The organism is Erwinia sp. MMLR14_017, from assembly GCF_033657285.1.
Taxonomy (GTDB): domain Bacteria; phylum Pseudomonadota; class Gammaproteobacteria; order Enterobacterales; family Enterobacteriaceae; genus Erwinia.
The window spans coordinates 278,005-300,851 of the sequence record NZ_JAWVWP010000004.1 but is presented as its reverse complement, the minus strand read 5'-3'; the positions used below and the strand labels follow the sequence as shown (position 1 = coordinate 300,851).

Annotated in this window: 19 protein-coding genes; 3 read left to right on the top strand and 16 right to left on the bottom strand. The window is 53.8% G+C overall.

Annotated features, from left to right (window positions below; all coding sequences use genetic code 11):
* Positions 1–239 precede the first annotated feature (239 nt).
* The 8 genes from SD961_RS09040 to SD961_RS09005 all read right to left on the bottom strand — a co-directional run bounded on the left by SD961_RS09040 (position 240) and on the right by SD961_RS09005 (position 12,951).
* Positions 240–701, bottom strand: a complete 462-nt coding sequence (locus SD961_RS09040) for an RcnB family protein (protein WP_318790042.1) — start codon at positions 699–701, stop codon at positions 240–242.
* A gap of 193 nt (positions 702–894) precedes the next feature.
* On the bottom strand, positions 895–1,305 hold the full coding sequence (locus tag SD961_RS09035) for a type III secretion system chaperone (protein ID WP_318790041.1): 411 nt from the start codon (positions 1,303–1,305) through the stop codon (positions 895–897).
* Between the two features lie 2 nt (positions 1,306–1,307).
* A complete protein-coding gene (locus tag SD961_RS09030) occupies positions 1,308–6,731 on the bottom strand; it encodes an AvrE-family type 3 secretion system effector (RefSeq protein ID WP_318790040.1) in 5,424 nt (1,807 codons plus the stop codon).
* 203 nt (positions 6,732–6,934) lie between these two features.
* On the bottom strand, positions 6,935–8,188 hold the full coding sequence (locus tag SD961_RS09025) for a cytochrome c (RefSeq protein WP_318790169.1): 1,254 nt from the start codon (positions 8,186–8,188) through the stop codon (positions 6,935–6,937).
* A gap of 11 nt (positions 8,189–8,199) precedes the next feature.
* On the bottom strand, positions 8,200–9,969 hold the full coding sequence (locus SD961_RS09020; protein ID WP_318790039.1) for a GMC family oxidoreductase: 1,770 nt from the start codon (positions 9,967–9,969) through the stop codon (positions 8,200–8,202).
* Between the two features lie 39 nt (positions 9,970–10,008).
* Positions 10,009–10,734: a gluconate 2-dehydrogenase subunit 3 family protein gene (locus SD961_RS09015; RefSeq protein ID WP_318790038.1), complete on the bottom strand. Its 726-nt coding sequence runs from the start codon at positions 10,732–10,734 to the stop codon at positions 10,009–10,011.
* A gap of 415 nt (positions 10,735–11,149) precedes the next feature.
* On the bottom strand, positions 11,150–11,638 hold the full coding sequence (locus tag SD961_RS09010) for a DUF1198 family protein (RefSeq protein ID WP_318790037.1): 489 nt from the start codon (positions 11,636–11,638) through the stop codon (positions 11,150–11,152).
* A 455-nt stretch (positions 11,639–12,093) separates the two neighbouring features.
* Complete coding sequence (locus tag SD961_RS09005) at positions 12,094–12,951, bottom strand: AraC family transcriptional regulator (RefSeq protein WP_318790036.1); 858 nt, start codon at positions 12,949–12,951, stop codon at positions 12,094–12,096.
* A gap of 181 nt (positions 12,952–13,132) precedes the next feature.
* On the opposite strand from SD961_RS09005, the gene SD961_RS09000 reads away from it, so the two are divergent.
* Positions 13,133–14,044, top strand: a complete 912-nt coding sequence (locus tag SD961_RS09000) for a DMT family transporter (protein WP_318790168.1) — start codon at positions 13,133–13,135, stop codon at positions 14,042–14,044.
* A 110-nt stretch (positions 14,045–14,154) separates the two neighbouring features.
* On the opposite strand, the gene SD961_RS08995 is transcribed toward SD961_RS09000, so the two are convergent.
* The 5 genes from SD961_RS08995 to SD961_RS08975 all read right to left on the bottom strand — a co-directional run bounded on the left by SD961_RS08995 (position 14,155) and on the right by SD961_RS08975 (position 18,143).
* Positions 14,155–15,120, bottom strand: coding sequence for a chemotaxis protein (locus SD961_RS08995; RefSeq protein WP_318790035.1), 966 nt, complete (start codon positions 15,118–15,120; stop codon positions 14,155–14,157).
* A gap of 193 nt (positions 15,121–15,313) precedes the next feature.
* Positions 15,314–16,459, bottom strand: coding sequence for an FMN-dependent L-lactate dehydrogenase LldD (lldD, locus tag SD961_RS08990; RefSeq protein WP_318790034.1), 1,146 nt, complete (start codon positions 16,457–16,459; stop codon positions 15,314–15,316).
* Positions 16,460–16,468: 9 nt separating this feature from the next.
* Positions 16,469–17,224 carry a transcriptional regulator LldR gene (lldR, locus tag SD961_RS08985; RefSeq protein ID WP_318790033.1) on the bottom strand — a complete coding sequence of 252 codons (756 nt, stop codon included), beginning with the start codon at positions 17,222–17,224 and terminating at the stop codon, positions 16,469–16,471.
* 231 nt (positions 17,225–17,455) lie between these two features.
* The gene (locus SD961_RS08980; protein ID WP_318790032.1) at positions 17,456–17,890 is read right to left on the bottom strand and encodes a 6,7-dimethyl-8-ribityllumazine synthase; all 435 of its coding nucleotides are present in this window, start codon (positions 17,888–17,890) and stop codon (positions 17,456–17,458) included.
* A 115-nt stretch (positions 17,891–18,005) separates the two neighbouring features.
* Positions 18,006–18,143 (bottom strand): hypothetical protein, encoded by a 138-nt coding sequence (locus SD961_RS08975; RefSeq protein ID WP_318790031.1) that lies wholly within the window; start codon positions 18,141–18,143, stop codon positions 18,006–18,008.
* A 249-nt stretch (positions 18,144–18,392) separates the two neighbouring features.
* On the opposite strand from SD961_RS08975, the gene SD961_RS08970 reads away from it, so the two are divergent.
* Positions 18,393–19,157: an SDR family oxidoreductase gene (locus tag SD961_RS08970; protein ID WP_318790030.1), complete on the top strand. Its 765-nt coding sequence runs from the start codon at positions 18,393–18,395 to the stop codon at positions 19,155–19,157.
* A gap of 137 nt (positions 19,158–19,294) precedes the next feature.
* On the opposite strand, the gene SD961_RS08965 is transcribed toward SD961_RS08970, so the two are convergent.
* The gene (locus SD961_RS08965) at positions 19,295–19,657 is read right to left on the bottom strand and encodes a hypothetical protein (protein WP_318790029.1); all 363 of its coding nucleotides are present in this window, start codon (positions 19,655–19,657) and stop codon (positions 19,295–19,297) included.
* 265 nt (positions 19,658–19,922) lie between these two features.
* Positions 19,923–20,021: a YoaK family small membrane protein gene (locus SD961_RS08960; RefSeq protein WP_318790028.1), complete on the bottom strand. Its 99-nt coding sequence runs from the start codon at positions 20,019–20,021 to the stop codon at positions 19,923–19,925.
* Positions 20,022–20,622: 601 nt separating this feature from the next.
* Here SD961_RS08960 and SD961_RS08955 point away from each other — a divergent pair.
* Positions 20,623–20,871 carry a hypothetical protein gene (locus SD961_RS08955; protein WP_318790027.1) on the top strand — a complete coding sequence of 83 codons (249 nt, stop codon included), beginning with the start codon at positions 20,623–20,625 and terminating at the stop codon, positions 20,869–20,871.
* A gap of 95 nt (positions 20,872–20,966) precedes the next feature.
* Here SD961_RS08955 and mqo read toward each other — a convergent pair whose 3' ends face one another.
* The gene (gene mqo / locus SD961_RS08950; RefSeq protein WP_318790026.1) at positions 20,967–22,616 is read right to left on the bottom strand and encodes a malate dehydrogenase (quinone); all 1,650 of its coding nucleotides are present in this window, start codon (positions 22,614–22,616) and stop codon (positions 20,967–20,969) included.
* Positions 22,617–22,847: the final 231 nt, after the last annotated feature.

Here is a 22,847-nt window from a genome sequence, read left to right as displayed (position 1 = left end):
ATGACTGGCTTGCTTTTAAATAGCTGACGGACAGCGTCCCTCACCCATTGGATGAAAGCCGGGTCGAATCGAAGCTGGAATCAAGGCCAGAGAACGGCCTTAGTTGAGGTTATCGGTAGTGAAGAGGATAAACTTTACCCTGATTAAATTATATTCATCAGCGCGGCGATAAAGGCGAGCGAAGAGGGAATTAAAACGGTAAAACGGCTGGCACAAGCTGTACCAGCCGTCCGGGAAACTTAGTTGAAGGCGTTATTCAGCAGGATAGAGGTAATGATGCCGGTCGCTGCGGCAATCAGCACATAGTTGCCGTCAATGTAAGCCCAGTGTTCACCACGAGGCGGCTCACGCAGACCACGCTCGTGCCAGTTACTCACGCGATAATCGTCACCGCGGAAGCGTGGCGGCATGCGTTCCCCACGACGGAAGTCATGGCCCTGCCAGGCAAAGCGGTCACGCGATTCATAATGACGATCGGGACCCCGTCCACGATCGTCATGACCATGATAGTCGCCACGGCCATCATGTCCATGGTCCGGGCCACGACCTGGAGCACCGTGACCATCATGGCCGCCGTGCCCGTCATGACCACCCTGCTGATGCCACTGCTGTCCCGGAGGCCCTTCAGCCTGGCTCAGGGGAGAGAACAGGGTGCTCGCTGTAAAGACGGTCATTAAAAGTGCCAGAGTCGTTTTTTTCATGGGTCTGTCCTCATTTTGCTCACGGCTTCTGTTGCGCCGCTGAAGGAGACTATCGGCTACTCTGACCCGGAAACATAGTTCCAAATGTCTTAAAACCCAGAGACTTACGCTATTTTACTCCTTCTTATCACTTCCTTAACACTATGAATGGATTAAGGAGCTGGTTGACGGCAATGATTTGTGTTAAGGCGGCTCACGCTGCCTGAACGACCTCCACGATAAATTCCCTGACCTGCTGCGCCTGCAGAATAAATCCCTGCAGGCTTTGTGTGAACAGCCTCTCATCCAGGGTCGCCACGGCAAGCTGGCTGCACAGCCTCAGGCTCTCCTCAGCGTCCAGTGCCAGCCAGCATCCCCGCATGGCATTCATCTCGAAATTCAGCGCAAGCAGCGTTTTCAGCATCTGCGGAGCGGCATCGCCTTGTAACGTCTCGATCCTGCAATGAAAGAGCACGCTGTCGCTCCCCTGCGGCAGCTCTACAATCGCCACCTCCTGATGGTGGTTATCAAACAGGGCGCATACCCCCTGCTTTAAACTCAACTGCGCCCCTATCTTGCGGCCATAAAAATGCAGAAAATGGTTAAGCTGTTCAGTCGCTGACATGATTATCCCTTGAGTACAAAATCGTTTTCCTGCCCTTGCTGCAAGGCGGCGGCAAGTTCTGTGGTAGCTTTGGCAATGCGCCCATCCAGCGCGTACTGGGTTGGCGTGTTCTGGTTCTCTCCGTAGCTGAAAGTGATTTTTCCCAGGTTACGTTTCATAGAGACGGAGGCGTTATTGGAGCCGCCCAGCAGAAAAGCGGGGGTGGCAAAACCATCCGTTTTGATCTGCGATTTGGTAAAAGCGATCGATTTCAGCCGCAGATTATCGCGGTTGGTCAACTCTGCCATCATCTCCTCCGGGCTGTTGCCCTGTTCCAGCCAGCGCTGCTCAAGCTGCTCCCTGACGTCATCTTTCAGCTCCAGCGTGACGGTAGCGTCGGTGCTGACGTTATCCTGCAGGGTGGCAATCAGCGACTGGAGCTGATGATCGCTGCTCATCAACTCACGGATTTTGGTGGCGTTGCTGGCATTCAGCTGACCATCAAGCAGGTGAGAAAGCTGGTGCCACAGGTCATTGCTGTTGACCTTACTGAGATTGGCATAGGTGGTCTGGTACTCGCCGTTTTGCAGCAGTCTCTTGCCCTGCTCCGCCGCTTTTTGCTGCCGAAGATGCTTATCAAGATCCCGTAGTACCGCCTGCTGCCCATTATTGAGCATGGTTCGGTCGCGTGGAGCAAAATGCGCTACCAGTCTGTCGAGCTTTTGCCGGGGCGTAAAGGGAACCGTCTGTTCGTCATCGCTTTTGTCCTTGAGTTTTTCCAGCAGCCCGGCGCTGGCGGGATCGCTGAAGGTTTTTCCCAATGTTTCCATGAGTTTGTCGATATGCACCGGCTCAAGAGGACGGGCATTTTTTGTCTCCAGCGACAGGCTCTGTTTGGTGCGGTTATCGATAGAGAGCTGAACGCTGGCAGCAGGACCGGCGAAGAGCGGCAAGCGCCCGTCGTCGCCTCTTACCAGCACCCCTAAGGGCAGCGCAAAGTTAGCCCCGACAGAGGCTTTATTTAAGCCGCGCGGGCGATTGTTGCTGCGGCTGAAGGTGCTGCTCTCCTCTTTGCTGGTAGTCCCGCGCTCGCGGGTTCCTGAAAGGACGTTTACCCCGGCATAAGCGCCGCCACCTACCCGGACGCTGGCGGGCGTCTCCTTCTCATGCTTGCTGGTCAGCGGAATGCCGGCAGAGGCCAGGGCCGCCGCGTTGGCATCCAGGCTGACGTTCATCACATCGCCATGCTTAACGCTGTGGTTGATGCCACGATTCATCAGCGTCAGCGGATCCAGCGTTCCTTCGGTCAGCCCCTGAATAAAAGCAGGAAGCTCCGCTTCGGTGATGTCGAAACTGATGCTGTTCTGCTTTTTCACATCGAGCGGCGTTGCCGAGATCACGCCGCCAAGACGCACTGCCGGAGCCAGATTGCGCTCATGATCGATCGGCACGGTATGCGCAGAGTCCTGCATAAAATCGGTCAACAGGTTATAGCCAAACCCGCTGAAGGCTGTCACGCCGCCGCCGCCGTCACGGCCGAAGCTGACCGTGACGCCGCCTTCGCCTCGCGTCAGGCTCATGCTGTAGCCGCGATCGATATTGCCCCTGCCGCCCACGCCAGCTATCACCTGGGTACCTGGCACCCCGGTGATGGTGGTGGCCGCGCCATAAGCCCGGCTGAATGAGATGCTCTCCCCCTTCTCCATCGACAGCACCGTCCCCTCCATACGGCGAGCCAGCGTCTGCTGATCTTCAGCCTGCATCACCGTACGGGTGGTGACATTCATGGCATGATTCTCTTTAGTGAAGGCTTTAGTCATGGACTTGATGGCATCGTAATTGGACTCCAACTTGTCGTTACCGGTAAAACCCTGGCTGGTAACCTGCTTAAGTGGATTGCCTTCCCATTCGCTTTCCCGCAGCTCGCGAAACTCCCTGCCCAGGGCATTTAACGCTTTTTCACGGGTCTCGCCCTGCAGCGCCATTGCTGTGGCGAGCCGTCCGGTGAGATCGTGCATTTTGGCGTTAGTCAGTCCGTCAAGGATCAGACGTGATTTGATCAGTCCCATGGTGTCATGTTTATCACGATGCAGGCCGAGGGGGATCTCTTCCGTGGGTTTCTGGTGCGAAAGCTGGACGCCTTCACTCTGTAGCGAGGAGAGCGCCAGCTGCGCCAGATTCCCTTTGCCGCTGGGCTGTAATGAGAACAGCTGGGTCAGTTTTGTGGTTAAATCTTCACGCTGGGTGCTGGCCGGATTCATGCGGCCGGTCACTGAAGCAAGCTGCTCCTTTATCCCGCCCGAAGGCTTACCGTAATGCTGCTGTAACAGGCGAGCCTGATGGGCTGCGCTGTCGGCCAGCGTGGTGTTAAATTTCTGCATTTCGCCGAACCAGTCGGGCAGGTCAGGTTTGGCGGCAAGGGTTTTAAGCTTCAGGCTCAATGGCTCTTCCGGTCTGAGCGCGCCCGGCGCCTTAAAACGCTGTAGCCGCTGTAAGTGCTGGTTAAGATCCCGCATCTGCTGCTGTTGCTGCTGATAAATCACTGAGAGCCCCTGCCTGCCGCCGTGGGCATGCTGAATCAGATGCCCCATATTCTTTAGCGGTCGGGGGGTCGCCATGGTCGGGCGAAAAACAAAGGTGCTGAGGCGCGTCCGGAAAGGCGTATGAACTTTATGACCATCATGACCGGACTGCCCAAAGGTGTTAACTTCACGTTTGAAGGTCAGCCCGGTTTTCCCTAATTTTGCGTCACGGGTGGCCGCGCTCAGCCGATCGTAATGCTGGTCTGCCAGACTTTCTGCCTCCTGTACGCCAGGCGAATGGTCGCCACTCAGGCGTTCCCAGCTACCTGCGTTCAGCCTCAGCATCTTGCCGTTATCCATCTCTAACAGCAGAGAGCCTTTCTGATTGCCATGGAGCTTCTTTGGCTTCGCCGCTTCGCCAGGTTCGCCGAAAGCGGCCTCATCGCCAGCTGGCAGTGCTGGCATCCTCTCTTCACGCATTGGCGAAAGCTGCCCCTTTTCCCACGCCTGCTGCGGCAGGCTGAAAAGCTTGCCTTTGTCGCTCAGCAGAAACAGCTGATTGTCCGGCCCCGTGGCGATATCGGTCAGCTTGTGCTCCAGGAGAGGCTGACGCGAGTCGATAAGGTTTACTGGCCGGTTCATCGCCTGGCTCAGCGCCTGATGGCTCAGCGTAACCGTCATTTTTTTGTCGCGGCGGCTTTCGCTGTCTACCTGATGGAAATGCACCTCGCCGCTCTCCTGTAGTGTCAGGTATCGCCCGCTGTCCAGCACCGCAGCGGCCAGCGTTTTCTGATTTTTATCCAGGCCGGGCAGCGCCAGCTCGTCGCTGACGCTTTTCTTAACCTGATGAAGAGCAAAAACATTTTGGTTAAAGTTGAGTTTGTTACTGGAGAGATTCACCTTAAGGCGCTTGATCTGATTATCTTTCAGCACCCAGGCCTGACCATCCTGCCCGGCGATAAGACGATCCGCCTTTACTTCTGAAGCTTCCCACTGGCGGGTGGTTTCATTAAAGAAATGGACTTTGCCCTCCTGCAGGGCCAGTTTGCCCGCCATGCCGATATTCACCACATCCATCCGGCCGGGCGAAACCGACGGCAGCCCTTTCTGAAAGTCCATCACCAGGCTGTCGCTGAGATTCCAGGCCGAAGCAGCCTCTGGCTGACGCGGCGTGAGGTTCAGCGCTATGGCATGCTGCCGATCCATGCCATCTTTCACCAGCGCATGCAGACGCCCGCCTTCTCCCTGGATAAAGTCAGTGACGTGAAAGCGATCGCCCGTCACCGCCGCAATTTGCTGGTGCAGCTGATTACGCAATACCTGGTTCTCTTCCCTGCCGAAATCCAGCGCCGTCCTCTGCGTGCCGGGGCGGCTGGCAACCAACAGACGACCGTTATGATCGGCAGCAATTACCTGGCTGGGAGTTTGGGTCAGGCTTGCCAGCGTGGTGCCGGATGGAAAGAGGTTAAGCGTACGATGCGTCTCTGCAGGACTCTCTGCACGGGCCAGCCATTTCACACTTTGCTCTTTGCTCTCTTCCCCGGTCAGCAGCAGCAGCGCCTGGCCATCCTGCGCAACGGAAAAGTGGCTGATTTTCTCTTCGAAACGCGGGCTTTGCGTCTGGGTTTGCAGATTGTGCAGATGGTGGCTGTCATGGACCAGGTAAAGAGCATTATCAGCCTGACGGGTGAGTTTTGACTGATCCTTCTCTTTATCCAGCAGCGGAGACTCTGCCTGCTTCCACCCCTCCTCCTGCGACGTCATCTGCCAGAGTTTATCTTTATGCAGGCGAAACTGCGCCGTACCGCTGGCTGTTGTCTGCTGATAAACGCCAGAAAGCTGGCTGAGTATCCCCTTATCGGGCAGCGAGATCTCGCTAGCAGGACGCCCTGCAGGCGCGCCGTTACGGTTGATCCGCACCTTTTGTTGATCCTCACTCAGAGTCAGCGCATGGTCGGTTACTACCGCGGGACGTCGTCTCGGGAAGGTGGTTCCCGGCGTCTCTTCCCGCTGCCACCCTGGTTCCGCTTTACTGTGCGCTAACCCGATGAGACTGCCGGGGGAGGAGTGCAGTGAAAGAAGCCGACCGCTGTCATCCAGCAGGGTGTGCTGCTGCCTGTCGGCACTGGCGGCCACGCTTTGATAGTGCATTTTGGCGTGGCCCAGCGTTTGCCTGATTAAGGCACTCTGAGGGTTGCGCGTTGCCGGAGCCGCAACCAGAAGCTGGCGTTTGCTGTCCAGACGAAGAGTGACTGGCGAGGTCGCCACATCAGGCGACGGAGCGGCATGCTGATTGCCGGGCTGCGCGGGCGGGAGTGAAGGTTGAGCAGGCGCTGATACCTCCTGCGCGGAGGGCTGAGCGCTCGGTGCGTTATTTTGCGCCTGAGGCTGCGCATTAAGAGAATCCAGCCCCGCCTGCAGTTCGCGATCCAGCCAGCCCGCCTGCGAGGTGGGAAGAGAAACATTCAGTCGATCAACAGGCTGCATTTCGATAACTGCTGCGCCATTTTGCCCCTCCGCTCTGGAGAGGGTTCCCGGTCCGGCGATAGCTGCTGGAACCGCATTCCTTGCACTGTTGCCCGCCGGGCTGCGGCGGAAAAGCCGATGTTGCGTGAAGGCTTTAAAACGTCCCCCTCCTGTTGCACGCTCTCTGCTGCCCTGATGAACCTCCTCTTCTGCTGGCGCGCCCTGTTCACGGGCATGGCCCGCGAGCGTGCCACCACCCGTCTGCCTGGCCCGCACTTCCTGCTGAACCACGGCTCCCTGCCGCTGCTGAACCCTGCCCGTTCGCTGAACGTTTTGCAGTGTTGCTGCGTTAAATGCTGTTCTGATCCCCGATACCACGATGTTCTCCCCGGCGAATGAAAGCGTTTTTAGCTGGTTCTGTGTGGACAGAAAACCGGGTCGGTTCCGTGACATCTTCATGACAATTACAGATAAGAGTGGCGCTGTCGCGACGAGATCCAGGCCACAGATTGAGGAAAAAAAGGGAATAGCGTAAGGAAGAGAAAAAAAGAGAGGCTTTAAGCCTCTCTGTATATGATAACGAAATGTCATTCGTGCTTTAAATTTGTCCTTCAGAGAGAGGTATTGCACCTCTCTCTGAACATGCCCCAAACAAGGCGGACCTATTTTTGCAACGTTTTTCTGACTTTCGCCACTTCATCTGCGGTAACGGCAGAGGCTTTGTTGCTCCAGCCCTGACGAATAAAGGTAGCCAGCTTCGCCACTTCATCATCGCTCAGACGTTTAGCAAACCCTGGCATCGCCAGCGTCGAAGGCGCTTTCGCTGTGGAAGGCTGCTGCGCACCGGCAAGAATGGTATGAATCAACCCACCCGGATCGCTCGCGTTAACAATCGTCGCCTGGTCCAGCTCAGGGAACACGCCTGGCGCACCTTTACCGGTCACGAAGTGACAGGCACCACAGTTATCCAGATAGAGGCGCTCGCCTGCAGAGAGGTTTTTGGCTGCCGTCAGCTTCGCTTCCGTTGGGCTGATTGCCGTTTCCTGCGCAGCCGGAGCCGCAGGATTGCCACCCAGGAACTTCACGTAGGCCGCAATAGCTTTCAGGTCCGCATCACTCATATGCGAAGTACTGTGCTCAACCACAGAAGTCATCTCGCCACCCACAGCGGCTTTATCATTGCGTCCGGTTGCCAGATAATCCACCGTCTCCTGCTCGGTCCAGCGCGGCAGGCCGCGCAGTGAAGGCACTTCCCAACCGTTCAGATTGCCGCCCGCCAGGAAGCTGCTGTCGCTGCTGTCGAGCGCTTTCTCATTCATGCCGAAACCACGAGGCGTATGGCAACTGCCGCAGTGCCCCAGGCTTTCAACCAGATAAGCGCCACGGTTAACCTCAGCAGAGGCGCCGCCTATAGGCTGGAACGGCTTGTCCGTAGCGAAGGCCCAGTTCCAGAACCGCATACCCCAACGCTGACTGAACGGGAAGCTCAGATCGGTTTCAGGCGCGGCTTCCGCAACGGGCTTTACACCCTGCATAAAATAGGTGTAGAGCGCATGCATATCCTGATCGTTGATTTTGGCGTAATCAGGATAAGGCATCGCCGGATAAAGACGCGTGCCGTCTGGCAGCAAGCCTTTACGGACCGCATCATTAAACTGCTGCTCGGTATAGTTGCCGATGCCGTGCTCTTTGTCCGGCGTGATGTTGGTCGAATAAATAGTGCCCAGATTCGACTCAATCGCCAGCCCGCCGGAGAAAGCTGGTTTACCGGGAAGTGAGTGACAGGCGCTACAGTCACCCAACCGGGAAATGTACTCGCCCTGCTTCACCAGCGCCGCATCATCTGCCTGCGCCATCTGCATAAAACCGGCACCCAGCAGCACCGCATTGGCGATTAAAAAACGCTTTAATTTCATCTTCATATCGCTTATGCCTGTACCAGTGGACCGGGATTTTTCAGATAGTGATCTTTGATAGCCTGTGCCGCCATCAGCGTGATTGCGCCAATGGTGTCGGTCGGGTTCGCCTGGAAGTTCTGCGGGAACGCATTACCGCCCGGAACAAAGACGTTATGGACATCCCAGCTCTGCAGGTATTTGTTCAGCGCGGAAGTCTTCGGATTATCACCCATCACCGCGCCACCCACGTTGTGGGTAGAGACATATTTGGTGAGGTCAAAGTGCGCATCCATCGGCAGGAAGCTTTCGCTGTAGCTGTCCGGGTTAAGCTCTTTGGTGATATTTCCCACGATCCCTTTCAGATACTGCTGCAGCTTAAGTTCATTCTCTTTCCAGTCGAAGGTCATACGCAGCAGCGGGTAGCCATACTCATCTTTGTAGTTCGGATCCAGGTCGAGATAGATATCGCGATAGGACTGGCAGGTGGTGGTGATGCTGATCTTCATGGAATGGCCATACCACTCCTCCATCCCCTCTTTCCAGCCCGATCCCCAGGTTGGCGTGCCTTTAGGCAATGCGGTGCTGATTGGCGTACCGGTTGCCTGAGAACTGTGGATTTTTGCTCCGCCGATAAAGCCCAGCGATGGGCCATCAAAGTTGCCTGGAGAGATATCGTTAAACATCTGTCCGGTAGCGCCAGCGGTGGCAAACGGGTTGAAGTTTTTATCTTTAAAGAACAGCGTTGAGCCGCCGTTGCTCAGGAAGGCATAGTTACGACCCACCACACCCTCTTCGGTGATTGGGTTGTAAGGTTTGCCAATGCCGGAGAGCAGCATCAGCCGCACGTTACAGAACTGGAAGCTGCTCAGTACCACGATTTTCGCCGGCTGGAAGCACTCGTTGCCCTGCTCATCGATATAGATCACCCCTTTCGCGGTTTTCTTATCATCATGCAGCACCACTTTCATTACGTTGGCGTGGACTTCATATGAGAAGTTATCCATACGCTTTAACGCATCCATTACCGCAGTCTGCGGCGAGGCTTTAGAGTAGTTCAGGCAAGGATATTTACTGCAATAGCCGCAGTAGTTGCACGGCGCGATCTGGTTGCCGTAAGGGTTAGTCCAGGCGCGGGAAACGCAGGCAGAAGGGTTAGGGAACGGGTGATAACCCATTTTCTTCGTCACTTCGGCGAACATAGTGGTGTTCAGCGTATCTTCCAGCGCTGGCAGAGGATAGGGCGCAGAGCGCGGCCCCTCAAACGGGTCGCCCCCTTCCAGGATCTGCCCACGCAGGTTACCGGTTGTGCCGGACTGACCGCAGATGTTCTCAAATTTGGTGTAATACGGCTCAATTTCATCCCAGGTGAAGGGGAAGTCCATGATGCGCATATCTTCCTGCAGGATGCCCGGCTTGTAGGCCTCGTCCGCATAGGTTTTCAGTTTGATATCGGTTGGCGTTGGACGGATCAATACCGCTGTCCAGTGCAGGCCCGATCCGCCTACGCCGGTGCCCGGTGCAAAAGCACCCCATTTACGGGTTGGCAGTGCGGTTTCACTCATGTTGTAGCGAACGGTAACGGCAGCTTCAGCCGGGGTTGCCATCACTTTGTTACGCACGCCGTAGGCGTATTCATCCGCCGGTTTCGGGTAGGCGAAATCTTCGTAAGTCCTGTCACCGCCACGCTCAAGCGCGCGGACTTTCAGACCGGCCAGCGCCAGTTCAATGCTCATCAGCGAGCCAGCCCAGCCCAGGCCGACGACTACAACGTCGACTTCTTCTTTATTTACAGTTGCCATCTTAAATTAATCACTCTCAAAAAAACGGAAATAGCTTACTCAGGCTTGCAAGCCCAACAGGCTGACCGGGCCAAGCGGATAAGGCACGTTGTGCTGCTTTACCCATTCGGTAAAGCTGGCCCGTGCGCCAGGGAAGCCGATGGCGATCCACGCCTTCATGCCTTTGTTTCCGCCGTAGATAGGATCGGCGAGGTAACCGTGCTTGGTATCGCTCAGCAGTCCGCTAAAGAACTGCGATCCTTTCAGCGATCCTTCGCCCAGTTCGGAGAAGCTAATCTTGTTCTTCTGAACCTGTGTCAGTACGGCGTCTTTGTCCGCATCAGAGAGTTCGTGGAAGGATTTTTGATGGTTTGTCTGGCACCAGCTCTCAACCAGTTTGATACCGGTCTTATAGATCTGCTGCGGACGGAACGGGATCTGATAACCCATAGTGGCGGGCGCGTTAGTATTGAACGGCCCCTGCATATAGATCTCTGCGCCCATATCGGTATGCATCTGCTGATCGATAAAGATCGGCACGTTGGTTTCCAGAGCGCCGGGCGCTTTGCCGTTGCCGCCAGCAGGGATCAGACGATCGCAGGCGGCCATGATGAACTGCCACTCATCAGCGCTAAAGAAAACAGGTTTATAATCCACTAATTCAGGGGCGGCCATTTCCGCAGCCTGAGCTGCAGTTATTCCCTTAAGTACCATATCGCCCAGCGGTAAAGCCAAAAGCGATCCTATTAAAAACTTACGACGGGTAGTTTCTTTTTGAAGGAGCATAACACCACGACTCTCACATGCTAATAAAATGTAATTTGAGTTAATTAGTATCGTTATCGACGAATCTTCGCGTAATGTTATGGATACAAGAGTTACAAAATGTAAATTTTAAATTCAGCATATATATAGTTAAGTTTTTATCACACTGTTAAATTTTATATTGATAATGATAATGCCATGTTATGGTTAAAAAAACCGCTTACCCCTTACGTTTATGCTGATTAGAAGCTAAATTCCGCACAAATTACCCGGTTATAATTTATTAGCGTGACAATGACCACCCTGAATAAATGGAAAAAACTCGTCTGAGGTTAGTTTTTAACCTTAACCTGATATGAACATTGAATTAACAAATAAAAAACATTATCGGCTTTGTATTTCCCCGCTGGCGGGGAAATTTAAATAGCGAGGGCAATCAGTGGCGATTAAGGCGGGAATGAAGAGAGTAAACGTTATTTTCTGGTTCGCTCTCTTCAGGGGGAGCAAAACGGGCGTTATAACGCAGACGAAACGCCTGCATCTCCTGAGCATCCGGCTCCAGCTCACGCAGGAAAGTCATAGCCAGACGAACATGCTCATTGCTGAGTTCAAGAGGTAAATAAGCTTTGCGCAGCACGCCCCGCCAGAACAGCAGGCTCTCTTCTGACTCATCCACAATAAATACCTGATAGATCAGCAGAACGCTGGCACCATTAGCGATATGCGCTTCATTATCACGGGCCAGATAGTGCACAAACTCCTCCCCTGCGGTTCGGCCCATGGCGCTGATAAGCGACTCCACGTGTACCGGCTCCAGGTTCAGCCGTTTTGTCAGCGCCTTTGTCGCGCGTCGTGCCTCTGAATTAAGCACGCGAAATCCAACGATAAAAACCACGACCAGGGTCGCAAGCATCAGCCAAATCATCAACTATCCTGTTTCAGGCGTGCGCCGCCCCGTTTCATTCGGGCCGCGCTGTCAGCGGGGCGTCAGAGTAACAGCACTCCATCGGGCCTGGCAACCATGAGAAAAGGCTGCCCTGAGGCAGCCCTGAGATCACTGTTTTTTCATGCAGCAGAGTGGACATAACCGGCTGCTGCCATACCGTTTGTTTGCTGTAAGTAATGCATCTGCTGAAGTGTAAAACGTGCCTAAAAACTCTCTTTGTCTGTTCAGGATACTTAGCTTCAGGCATCCGGATCGGTGGACAACTTTGAGAGCTTCCTGGCGCGGTTTCTGCTCCAGATAATAGTAATCGCCCATTGTTATCTCTTTGTCATAAAGTGCCCGACAAAGAGACAGTACACCGGTGAAGGTGATAAAAATGCCTTTATGTTCAGCTTTTAGCCAGATTCAGAACTATTACCAGGAAAAACTTCAGGTCAACGGCGCAGGGCGGAAGGAGTAATGCCATAGACACTTTTGAAGCGGTTGCTGAAATGGCTGGAAGAGTTAAAGCCACAGGCTAGCGCGATCTCTGTCAGCGGTTGCAGCGTATGCCGTACCAACTGGTCGGCCCTGACCATTCTTCGCTGCATAACATATTGATGAGGCGCCAGTTTCAGCGACTGCTTAAACATTCTGGCGAAGTGAAATTCGCTCAGTCCGGCCTGCAGAGCCAGTTCCGCCAGCGTTAAAGAGCAGGCCAGGTTCGCTTCTATAAATGCCACAATATTGCGCAGTATGGCGGGCGCCAGGCCACCGCGAACGGCAGGCAGCTTCCACAACACCTCACTGTAATGTTGCAAAATATGGGTCATTAACAGAGAGGAGGCGCTGCTCAGCATCAGGTGATTGGCCGGTTGCTGCCAGTCGCAGCTCAGCAGAAAGTGACGGTAGAGCTGCGTAATACGCTCATCCTCTGCAAAGATACGCTCATCCAGCGAGAGAGCTGACGGGCTTTTATCCCATATCTGTTCGGCCAGCTGCCGCAGGTGCACGTTGGTGCAGTAGAGATGCACAAAGGAGAACTCGGAGCGAATATCCCAGGTAGATTCGCTGTTTTCCGGCATCAGGCAGAACCGATCCGGTCCACCACCGTTTTGCCAGCCTGTACGCGTTTTATGCCAGGTGTTGAAACCTGCATCCACATAGAGGCTCAGAGTATGGTGATCGCTACGCTGCGTAACGCAGTCAAAATCATTTCGCCATGCCGCCAGTTGGATACCGGAACCAAGCTGGATAGTGTTCTGCAGGCGAGTGCGATGCTGACGCAAGTTTTCAAAAGCCTGATAAGACATAGCAAGAGTTCCGGAAGCGATAGAGAGAGTCAGTGTAAGTAGCCTCCGGTTGAGACTCCAGCGCTTATCCCCCTTGCGCTAAAAAAAACCGCAAGATTCTGCAAGTCGCCGCAAAGGGGTGAAAGCACCTTCGCGCCCTTCACCCGATACTGACGCTATTGATGCGGCGAAAGAGGTAGTGATGAACGGACTTTTATATCTGTTGGTGGTAGTGATTTGGGGGACGACCTGGATAGCCATCGTGATGCAGCAGGGCGTGGTGTCGGTGACCGTTTCTGTTTTCTGGCGCTTTCTGGTCGCGGCCCTGGCGATGGCGGTAGTGTTGGGGCTGCTGGGGCGGTTACGCAAAATCAGTCTGCACGATCATCTCTGGTGCCTGCTGCAGGGCTGCTGCGTATTTGGCTTTAACTTTGTCTGTTTTTACCATGCTGCTTCTTATATCAGCAGCGGTCTGGAGTCGGTGATTTTTTCAATGGCAGTACTCTATAACGCTTTGAACAGCATGCTGTTTTTCCGCCAGCGTCCCCACCCTAACCTGCTTCCGGCTGCCACACTGGGTATTATCGGTATTGTTGCGCTGTTCTGGCATGACCTGGCGGCAACCAGCATGGCTCCTTCCCTGCTCACCGGCATTGGCCTTAGCGCACTGGGCACCTTTGGCTTTTCGCTGGGGAATATGATCAGCACCCGCCACCAGCGGCGAGGGCTGGAGATCCTCTCGACAAATACCTATGCCATGTTCTACGGCGCGCTGGTAATGGCCGGGATCAGCCTGTTTTACGGCGATCAATTTATTCCCGACCTCTCAGTACGCTACCTGGCATCGCTGCTTTATCTGGCCATTTTCGGGTCGGTGGTTGGATTTGGCGCTTACTTCACGCTGGTGGGGCGTATTGGCGCCAGCCAGGCGGCCTACAGCACGCTGCTGTTTCCGCTGGTTGCGCTGACGCTTTCCACACTTTATGAAGGTTATGTCTGGCATACCAACGCGGTGATTGGCCTGCTGATGATCCTGCTCGGCAATCTGGTTATGTTTGCTAAACCCGGCTTTTTCAGGCTTCGTCGTTGTGCAGCGGTGCCGAAAAGGTCGTGATGCAACAAGCTTATGTTGCTGCAACGCCAGCAGATAAAGGCAGCCTGACTCTTCTTGCCTGATATAACAAACGGGCTGATTTTTGCGCCAGCCCGTTTGTTTACAGCGGATCAGCGAGGCGCTTCTTCCAGCACTTTGTGGATCACGGCGGAGAGCTGATTGATCTCAAATTTCGCCACATAGCCATTGGCCCCCACTTTACGAACGTGATCTTCGTTGGCGCTGCCGGATAAAGAGGAGTGGATCACTACCGGGATTTCCCGCAGCGTAATGTCGCTTTTGATATTACGGGTGAGCGTAAAGCCGTCCATCTCCGGCATTTCCAGATCGGTCAGGACCATGGAAATTTTGTCGCGGATCGAGACGCCTTCTTCTTTAGCCTGCCGCGCCATCACTTTAATCTGCTCCCAGGCTTCCAGACCGGTGTTATGCATCTTCGCCGGGATACCCATCGCTTTCAGCCCCTGCTCCAGCATCTGGCGAGCCACTTTTGAATCTTCCGCCACAATAGCCACCGAACCCGGTTTGATAGCGAACTCTTTCAGCTTGATATCGCCCTCTTTCACTTCACGCACCGAAGGGATAACGTCATGCAGGATCTGCTCAACATCCAGCACTAACGCCATAGTGACGTTTTGCTTGTCGCTGTTGAGACAGGCGATACTGGTGATATTGCGGCTGCTTACGCCCGCTTCCGCAGCGTGCACCTGGCTCCAGTCCAGACGCACGATATCTTCAACAGACTCCACGGCGAAGGCCTGCGTGCTGCGGGCATACTCGGTTACCAGGATCAGGTTCAGACCGGTTGTTGGCGTACAGCCCACCACAGCCGGAAGATCGATAACCGGGATAAACTGTCCACGGATATTAGCCATTCCCAACAGCGGCGACTTCATACCGGCCGCTTTGGTGATAGTGGTCATGGGAACAATTTCACGCAGCTTAAAGACGTTGATACCGAATAACTCAGATTTTTCTTCGTTGAGATCGGAGCCTAAGCGAAACACCAGCAGTTCAAATTTATTCGATAAGGCCAGATTTGCCCGCTCGTCGATCTCTTTCTGAAAGTTATCCATCGTTACCCTCTACGTTAACAGTGTGCGCCGCGGTCTTATGCACTCACGCAGGTCAGGGATCGTACTCTTGCTTCCTGAACGCCGTTGCGCGCGTCAAATCATTCTTAATGAGTTATCGGCAGCGCACGAGAAAAGTACAGGGGAGGTTTATCCCCTGTAAGGGAACAATGAAGAATGTCACAGCTGAAGGTTTTTACTGCTTTGCCGCGGCCACCAGCGAATCGCGGGTTATTTCGGCAATACTACTGGCACCGGTCAGCGTCATGGCAACGCGCATCTCTTTTTCGACCAGGTTAAGAAGATTGGTGACGCCCGCTTCCCCCGCTGTTGCCAGGGCATAGATAAAAGCGCGCCCCAGCAGAGCCGTATCTGCTCCCAGCGCAATCATGCGCAGTACGTCCAGCCCGCTGCGCACGCCGCCATCAGCCAGAATAGTGATATCCCCTTTTACCGCATCTGCAATGGCAGGCAGCGCGCGGGCAGAAGAGAGAACGCCATCAAGCTGACGGCCGCCGTGATTGGAGACCACAATGCCATCGGCCCCGAAACGCACGGCGTCACGGGCATCTTCAGGATCGAGAATGCCTTTAATGATCATCGGCCCTTTCCAGAAATCCCGTATCCACTCCAGATCCTGCCATGAGATAGAGGGATCAAAGTTTGTCGCCAGCCAGCCAATATAATCCTGCAGATTTGTCGGTTCGCCGCGATAGGCGGAGATATTGCCAAGATCGTGCGGTCTCCCGTTCAGCCCCACATCCCAGGCCCATTGCGGGTGCGTTACCGACTGAAGATAGCGGCGCATGGCGGCTTTTGGCCCGCTCATGCCGGAATGGGCATCGCGATAGCGTGCGCCCGGTACCGGCATATCGACGGTAAACACCAGCGTGGAGCAGCCTGCGGCTTGCGCCCTCTCCAGCGCGTTGCGCATAAACCCACGGTCGCGCAGCACGTAAAGCTGGAACCACATTGGCCGGTTCATCGCGGGTGCGACCTCTTCAATCGGGCAGACAGAAACGGTTGATAGGGTAAAAGGAATACCTTTTTTATCCGCAGCACGCGCGGCCTGGACTTCACCACGCCGGGCATACATGCCGCATAATCCCACGGGGGCCAGCGCAACCGGCATCGACAGCGTTTCGTTAAAGAGCCGGGTCTCAAGACTCAGAGAGGACATATTGCGCAGGATACGCTGACGCAACGCAATATCAGCCAGGTCTTCACAGTTGCGCTGTAGCGTTTGCTCGTCGTAAGCGCCTCCGTCGGCATAGTGAAAAAGAAACGGTGGGATCCTGGTTTTAGCGGCTGCGCGGTAATCTTTGGCTGAGGAGATAATCACAGGTGTGCCTCACTTTATAGGGGAATTAGTGTCCGGGATACGCAGGCTGCGGGCATGGCGCGCCTCCTGCTCGGTCAGGCTATGCAGCGTCCTGGCGACAAACTCCAGATGGAGCAGGGTCGCCTCGCGCGCCGCATCAGCCTCACCTGCGGCAATGGTCTGGTAGATAGTCAGATGCTGAGCGGAAAGCTGCTCCAGGATATCTGGCTCGGCATACATTTTCTGACGACTCTGCATCACTGAAGATTGCAGAAGATCAAACAGGCCGCGCATCGCCTGGAGCAGCACCAGATTGTGGGCAGCTTCAGCAATGGCCAGATGAAAACGCACGTCAGCATGCGCAGCAAGGTCAGGATCGTCGCGATCGGAGATAGTCTGCATCGCCTCGAAACAGAGCTTCAGACGGGCTTTATCCTCAACGGTGGCGCGGCTGGCTGCGTGCCAGGCCGTTCCCGGCTCAATCGTCATACGCGCCTCCAGCACGTCATAGCGATAGCCGGGATCGTCAGCCAGCAGCGCGCTCAGCGGCGTGACCAGCCGCGCTTCGCTCCAGTCACTCTTCTCTTTCTGAAGCCAGGTGCCGCCACCGCGACGGCTGAACAGCATCCCCTGGCTTATTAGTTGCTGCATCGCCTCACGCAGCGAGGATCGTGAGACGCCAAGCTGCTGCGCCAGCTGGCGTTCAGCCAGCAGCCGTGCGCCAGGCTGAAGCTGATTGTTATAAATCCAGGCCTGCAGGCGCTCAACAAGAAGTGGGTTGCTCATGGGAATTGGTCCTACCAAAAAGGGCGTTTCCCGATGATTGTTTCTCTTTTACCGCCTAGGGATCAACAACTGCGTAACATTACAGGTTGAAAGCATTAGCAAAGTCACAAAGAAGCGGAATTGGTAGGACCAAAAATAACGTGTGCGGCGAACCAGAACGGGAGAAATAAGGGGGAGTTTTAAATTGAGTAAAGCGATGCCGGGAGAGCAGGCTCCCGGCAGGGAGAGAGCTTATTTCAGTTCGCTGATCATGCAGACAGCGCGGGCGGCTTCAGCCCCCTTTTTGATGAAATGCTCACTGTAGAAACCGGTGAACTCATCGGCAGGCTGGAAGTTATGCGGCGTCAGAGAGACAGAGAAGACCGGCACATCCGTGGCGAGCTGAACATCCATCAAACCGGTTACCACAGCCTGAGCCACGAAGTCGTGACGATAAATTCCCCCATCCACCACCAGCGCGGCGCAGACAATGGCATCCACATCACCCCGTTTCGCCAGGCGCTGTGCCAGCAAAGGCATCTCAAAAGCCCCCGGCACATCGAGCACGGTGATCTGACAGTCAACGTCTCGTGCTGCCATCTCATTTTTAAAGCCGGTCAGTGCCTGATTAACGATATCGGCATGCCAGTTAGCTTTGATAAAAGCCACTTTCAGCGAGGAAACCATTCATTACTCCTGTCAAACGGGCGACGATAACCACCCTGAAGCGGGCTAGTTTAAGCCCCGCCGCCGCAATCGGAAAGCCTGTTTCTAAAACATTTCATAAATGTTGACGGCTAAGCTACTTATCCTGGAAGGGATCGTGCTTATCATCGTCACTGTCATCACGGGTGCGGGGAATTTCACCATGCTGGTCAGGCGCATCTTTTGCCGGGTGATCCTGCTCGCCAGGCTGGGGCTTTTTCTCTTCATTACTCATAGCATTCTCCTTTAACGTTTTGTTATCTAAGCGTAGTCGATAGCGCTACTCTGCAACGGACTCTTTGCTTCTCTTTAAGGGTAAAAACGCCACAAATGACCCATTTATTTACACTTTTAAGGCGCTTAAAGCCCCTGCCATAACAACAGGTTATAAAAAACATGCCCTTACCGCCTTGCACTCCTGATGCGGCATGCCACAGTTAACATGATGTTTTTTAATAGAATTAAAGCCTGACAGGAGGACGATATGAGACGTTTTCAGCAAAAAGTAGTGGTGGTCACAGGGGCAGGTTCAGGAATTGGTGCCGCTGCGGCTAAGCGATTTGCCAGCGAAGGTGCTTCTGTGGTGCTGGTTGGCCGCACCCGTGAAAAACTCGAAAAGACGTTGGCTACTCTTGCTCAGGGAGAACATCTGGTTGCTCCCTGTGATGTTGCCGAAGCCGACCAGGTAAAAGCGCTATCAGAAGCCGTGTTAAAGCAATTTGGCAAAGTTGATGTGCTGGTCAACAACGCGGGCGTGATAGTGCAGGGCCGCATTCATGAGATTGATTTAGATGAATGGAAAAAATTAATGAGTGTGGATTTGGATGGTGTCTTCCACTGCGTGCACTATTTTATGCCGGCGCTACTGAAGAGCCGGGGCAACGTGGTGAATATCTCCTCTGTTTCCGGCCTGGGCGGAGACTGGGGCATGAGCGTTTATAACGCCGCCAAGGGCGCGGTGACCAATTTCACGCGTTCCCTGGCGATGGATTATGGCTCTGAGGGCGTGCGGGTTAACGCCATTTGTCCCGGCTTCACGCTGACCGATCTTACCGAAGATATGAAGGATAACCAGCCGTTAATGGAGAAGTTCTACGAGCGTATTCCGCTGGAAAGAGCGGGTCAGCCGGAGGATATTGCCAGCGCCATTGCCTTTATTGCCAGTGAAGATGCCAGCTATATTACCGGCGTGAATCTGCCGGTAGATGGCGGGATTATGGCTTCAAATGGCCAGCCCAAGCAGGCCTGATAACCTTCTCTCAAGGTTTATTCCGCTGCCCTGTTCCCCGTATGGTCCGCTTTACCGGTAGAGCAGGTGCCGGTTCGGGGACAAAAAAGACCCGGCTCTCAGGCCGGGTCTTTTTCTCATCTGAGCAGATGCTGAGATTAATCAGCAGCGGGTTTACAGTTTGAGTAAACGTAGCTCTCGCTCTTGTTTCGCAACACGTAGCTCTCTTTCAGCTTAACGAAGGTGACATCTTTCACTTTCGCCGCCATAGCTGTCTCACCGTCATCCATCTTCAGAGGCTGAAGCTCCGGGCTGGTTATTCTTTTCTGTCCGTCGGTGGAGAAAGTGAAACTTTTTCCCTCATCCGTTACGGCCGAATGGGTGTTAACAATGGAAACTTTCGGCTGCTGGCCTGGTGATTCAACGCTGTGTGTCAGGCTGCAGGTTAACGACTGAGCCGCAGAGGCTGACAGTGAAACAGCGGAAAGGATCATAATGAAAAGTGCATTTCTTGTGCGCATAGGCCTCCCTTAAAGTCTCTGTTAAGGGTAGCAGAGGTTGCCCCGCAACTGACCACGGATAATTCCGAGAGCGCCGTCAGCCTCGGTCGCCTTTCCATCAGGCATAAAAAAGCCCGGCACCAGGGCCGGGCTGAAAAATCAAAACTGGGTAACCAGTAACTCTCATCTACACACCCACAGTGTGTATAGCAATCAGAGTGTAGAACAATTTTTAGCTGCTTCAACCCGGAAGTGACGGAGGGGTTTATTCTGACCGGGCAACAGGCTAAGCACCCGGCATCCAGGCCCCACTGGCGATAAACCAAACCAGTAACGCTATGCCAGCGACACCAACAATTGCCGGAAAGATATAGCCAATTTTCATGCTTTTCTCGTCAACCTCTCAGAGTGGGACAGGAGATCACCAGGGATAATTTCCTCCGGTCATCACCATAAACAGAGCAAAAAAAACCACAATAACTAGTAATACAGGTATCAGTAAGTGTTTCACTGTCACCCCCAGTCTCACGTTTTGTTTGTTCATCCAGAGTGACACCGGAACGCTCCCGTCGCCACAGAAAAACGAGGAGATAATAGCATAAACGGCGCTCCGCAGCCCAAAGCGGGCAAGCAAGCCCTTAGTTCCTGAGGCGCATCAGCGGGTTGCCAGATACAGGGCCAAGGTCTTAACCGATCGCCATAAAAGAAAGAGGCCGCCCGGGGGCGACCTCTGAAATACTGCTCCCCACCCGGCGCTTATCTCCGGCACTCTTAATGGCTTAGCTCTTGAAGGGGGCGAGGGAGAGTATCTCGTAAAAACCAACAGTATACTTAGCGATTATTGCCATTGTTATTATAAACAGGCTAATTATATAAACTATCAAATGCTGAAGCCCCTAATAAACATCGTTATTATTGCGATCTCCTCATTCTGATCTTAAGCTCACTGCACATGATTTTCGGCGAATGAAGTAAGGGAGAGTTTTATGTCCGATGAAGAGAGAATCAAAAATTTAGAGGAAACGGTAAACCGACTGAGAGTCGAAACTACAGTACTTAAGGAGATTCTGGGGCAGCAAATTGCGCTGAATAATCTTAACTATAAGGGCAAGTTTGACGATGTTCTTGAGGCACTGGCAAAAGAATATGCCGAACGGGAAACAGGCGAACTTGATAATCGTCAAATCCACGATGCCATTCGTGAATACATCAAATACCAGCCTTCCGTAGAGTAAATGAATTAAAAAAGGCCTGAGTCCGGCTGCTTGCCAAACCCAGGCCCTGCTTATCGCCCGCTCAGCTTACTTTCAGCGTAAGGGGCATCAGGCTCTTACAGCGCCATATCGTGCTGAGCGGCAGGTTTTTCCTGCGCTTTTGCCTCAGTAGTCGTCGGCTTGCCAGCCTGCATTTCAATAACCGGTGGTTTGGTCAATTGCAGCACAGCGGCGGTCTCATCCCAGACCTTCTGCGTCAGCGCCACGTTTCCGTTCAGCGTCTGGCCATAGCTTGGGACAATAGTGCGGATCTTGCTCTGCCACTCAGGAGAGTTGAACTGCTCCGGGAAGAGTTTTTTCATCACGTTGATAGAGATGGGTGCCGCAGTAGAAGCGCCCGGTGAAGCGCCAAGCAGCGCCGCCAGCGTTTTCTGTTGATCGGTGACAATCTCGGTGCCCAGCTTCAACACGCCACCCTTGTCAGCATCTTTTTTGATGATCTGCACTCGCTGACCAGCCTGAATCAGCTTCCAGTCCTCTTTACGGGCTGAAGGATAGTACTCTTTCAGCGCGGCAAAGCGGTCATCATCGCTTAACATAACCTGACCGATCAGGTATTTCACCAGATCGAAGTTATCCATACCCACGTCGGTCATCGGGATAACGTTTTTGGTAGTGGTGGTACTCAGCAGATCCAGGAAAGAGCCTTGCTTCAGGAACTTGGTCGAGAAGGTGGCGAAAGGCCCAAACAGCACCACGCGCTTGCCATCAAGGAAGCGAGCATCCAGATGCGGAACGGACATCGGCGGTGCGCCAACAGAAGCCTGGCCGTAGACTTTCTCAGCATGCTGACGGGTGATTTCCGGGTTTTCGGTCACAAGGAATGAGCCGCCTACCGGGAAGCCAGCGTAATTATCCGCTTCCGGAATACCGGTTTTCTGCAGCAGCTTCAGCGCGCCGCCGCCTGCGCCGATGAAGACATATTTCGCATCAACCGCGTGGGTTTCCCCACTTTTTACATCTTTAACCGTGACGTGCCAGGAGTTATCCGCGTTACGGGAAAAGTCAGTGGCTTCGGTAGAGGTTTCGAGCCTGAAGTTATCATTTTTCTTCAGGCTGCCAATCAGCTGACGGGTAATTTCTCCGTAGTTAACGTCTGTCCCTACCGGCGTCCAGGTGGCGGCCACTTTCTGCTGAGGATCGCGACCTGCAATAATCAGCGGCGCCCACTGTTTAATCTGGTTCTGATCGGTAGAGAATTTCATCCCCTGAAACAGGGTAGTTTCCTGCAGCGCTTTATAACGCCTGGTCAGGAAGTCGACATTCTTGTCGCCCCAGACGAAGCTCATGTGCGGCGTGGAGTTAATAAAAGAGTGGGGATTTTGCAGCACGCCGCGCTGAACCTGGGTGGTCCAGAACTGACGGGAGATCATAAAGGCTTCGTTGATCTCCAGCGCTTTGCTGTAGTCAATAGAACCATCCGGACGCTCAGGCGTGTAGTTTAACTCCATGTTCGCCGAGTGACCTGTTCCGGCGTTATTCCAGCCGTTAGAGGATTCGAGCGCGACGCCATCGAGTTTTTCAACCATCATCTGTTTCCAGTCTGGCTGCAGCTCTTCCAACAGCGTACCGAGCGAGGCGCTCATGATGCCGCCGCCAATAAGCAGGACGTCAGTTTTTTCAGCAGGCGCTTCAGCGTGAACGTTGGCGCAGACGAGCAGGGCCAGAAAAGAGACTACGGGAAGGGCTTTTTTTGTCTGTGACATTTTGGCAACTTACTTAAGCAATAAATGAAAAAAAATAGTCATTTATTTTAACCAAATCATTAACAAATCCCAGACGCATTTAGCTACAAATAGATTTCTTTAGTTACTTTAGCTATAAGACAATTAAAAACAAAAGGTTATATTATTCAGACTTCCCTCCCCTGTGATTTGAGATAAGTAAATATCTGCCTGGAAAATTTATAAAATAAGACCGGTTTTTCAGGGTTATAT

Bases quoted from the DNA above. Each gene is read 5' to 3' on its own strand.
- SD961_RS09000 (WP_318790168.1), top strand. From the start codon at position 13,133: ATGAACGGACTTTTATATCTGTTGGTGGTAGTGATTTGGGGGACGACC.
- SD961_RS08975 (WP_318790031.1), bottom strand. From the start codon at position 18,143: ATGAGTAATGAAGAGAAAAAGCCCCAGCCTGGCGAGCAGGATCACCCG.
- SD961_RS09020 (WP_318790039.1), bottom strand. From the start codon at position 9,969: ATGGCAACTGTAAATAAAGAAGAAGTCGACGTTGTAGTCGTCGGCCTG.
- SD961_RS09035 (WP_318790041.1), bottom strand. From the start codon at position 1,305: ATGTCAGCGACTGAACAGCTTAACCATTTTCTGCATTTTTATGGCCGC.
- SD961_RS08955 (WP_318790027.1), top strand. From the start codon at position 20,623: ATGTCCGATGAAGAGAGAATCAAAAATTTAGAGGAAACGGTAAACCGA.
- SD961_RS08970 (WP_318790030.1), top strand. From the start codon at position 18,393: ATGAGACGTTTTCAGCAAAAAGTAGTGGTGGTCACAGGGGCAGGTTCA.
- lldR (WP_318790033.1), bottom strand. From the start codon at position 17,224: ATGAGCAACCCACTTCTTGTTGAGCGCCTGCAGGCCTGGATTTATAAC.
- SD961_RS08965 (WP_318790029.1), bottom strand. From the start codon at position 19,657: ATGCGCACAAGAAATGCACTTTTCATTATGATCCTTTCCGCTGTTTCA.
- SD961_RS08960 (WP_318790028.1), bottom strand. From the start codon at position 20,021: ATGAAAATTGGCTATATCTTTCCGGCAATTGTTGGTGTCGCTGGCATA.
- mqo (WP_318790026.1), bottom strand. From the start codon at position 22,616: ATGTCACAGACAAAAAAAGCCCTTCCCGTAGTCTCTTTTCTGGCCCTG.
- SD961_RS09010 (WP_318790037.1), bottom strand. From the start codon at position 11,638: ATGATTTGGCTGATGCTTGCGACCCTGGTCGTGGTTTTTATCGTTGGA.
- SD961_RS09030 (WP_318790040.1), bottom strand. From the start codon at position 6,731: ATGAAGATGTCACGGAACCGACCCGGTTTTCTGTCCACACAGAACCAG.
- SD961_RS09015 (WP_318790038.1), bottom strand. From the start codon at position 10,734: ATGCTCCTTCAAAAAGAAACTACCCGTCGTAAGTTTTTAATAGGATCG.
- SD961_RS09025 (WP_318790169.1), bottom strand. From the start codon at position 8,188: ATGAAATTAAAGCGTTTTTTAATCGCCAATGCGGTGCTGCTGGGTGCC.
- SD961_RS09040 (WP_318790042.1), bottom strand. From the start codon at position 701: ATGAAAAAAACGACTCTGGCACTTTTAATGACCGTCTTTACAGCGAGC.
- SD961_RS08995 (WP_318790035.1), bottom strand. From the start codon at position 15,120: ATGGATAACTTTCAGAAAGAGATCGACGAGCGGGCAAATCTGGCCTTA.
- SD961_RS08980 (WP_318790032.1), bottom strand. From the start codon at position 17,890: ATGGTTTCCTCGCTGAAAGTGGCTTTTATCAAAGCTAACTGGCATGCC.
- SD961_RS09005 (WP_318790036.1), bottom strand. From the start codon at position 12,951: ATGTCTTATCAGGCTTTTGAAAACTTGCGTCAGCATCGCACTCGCCTG.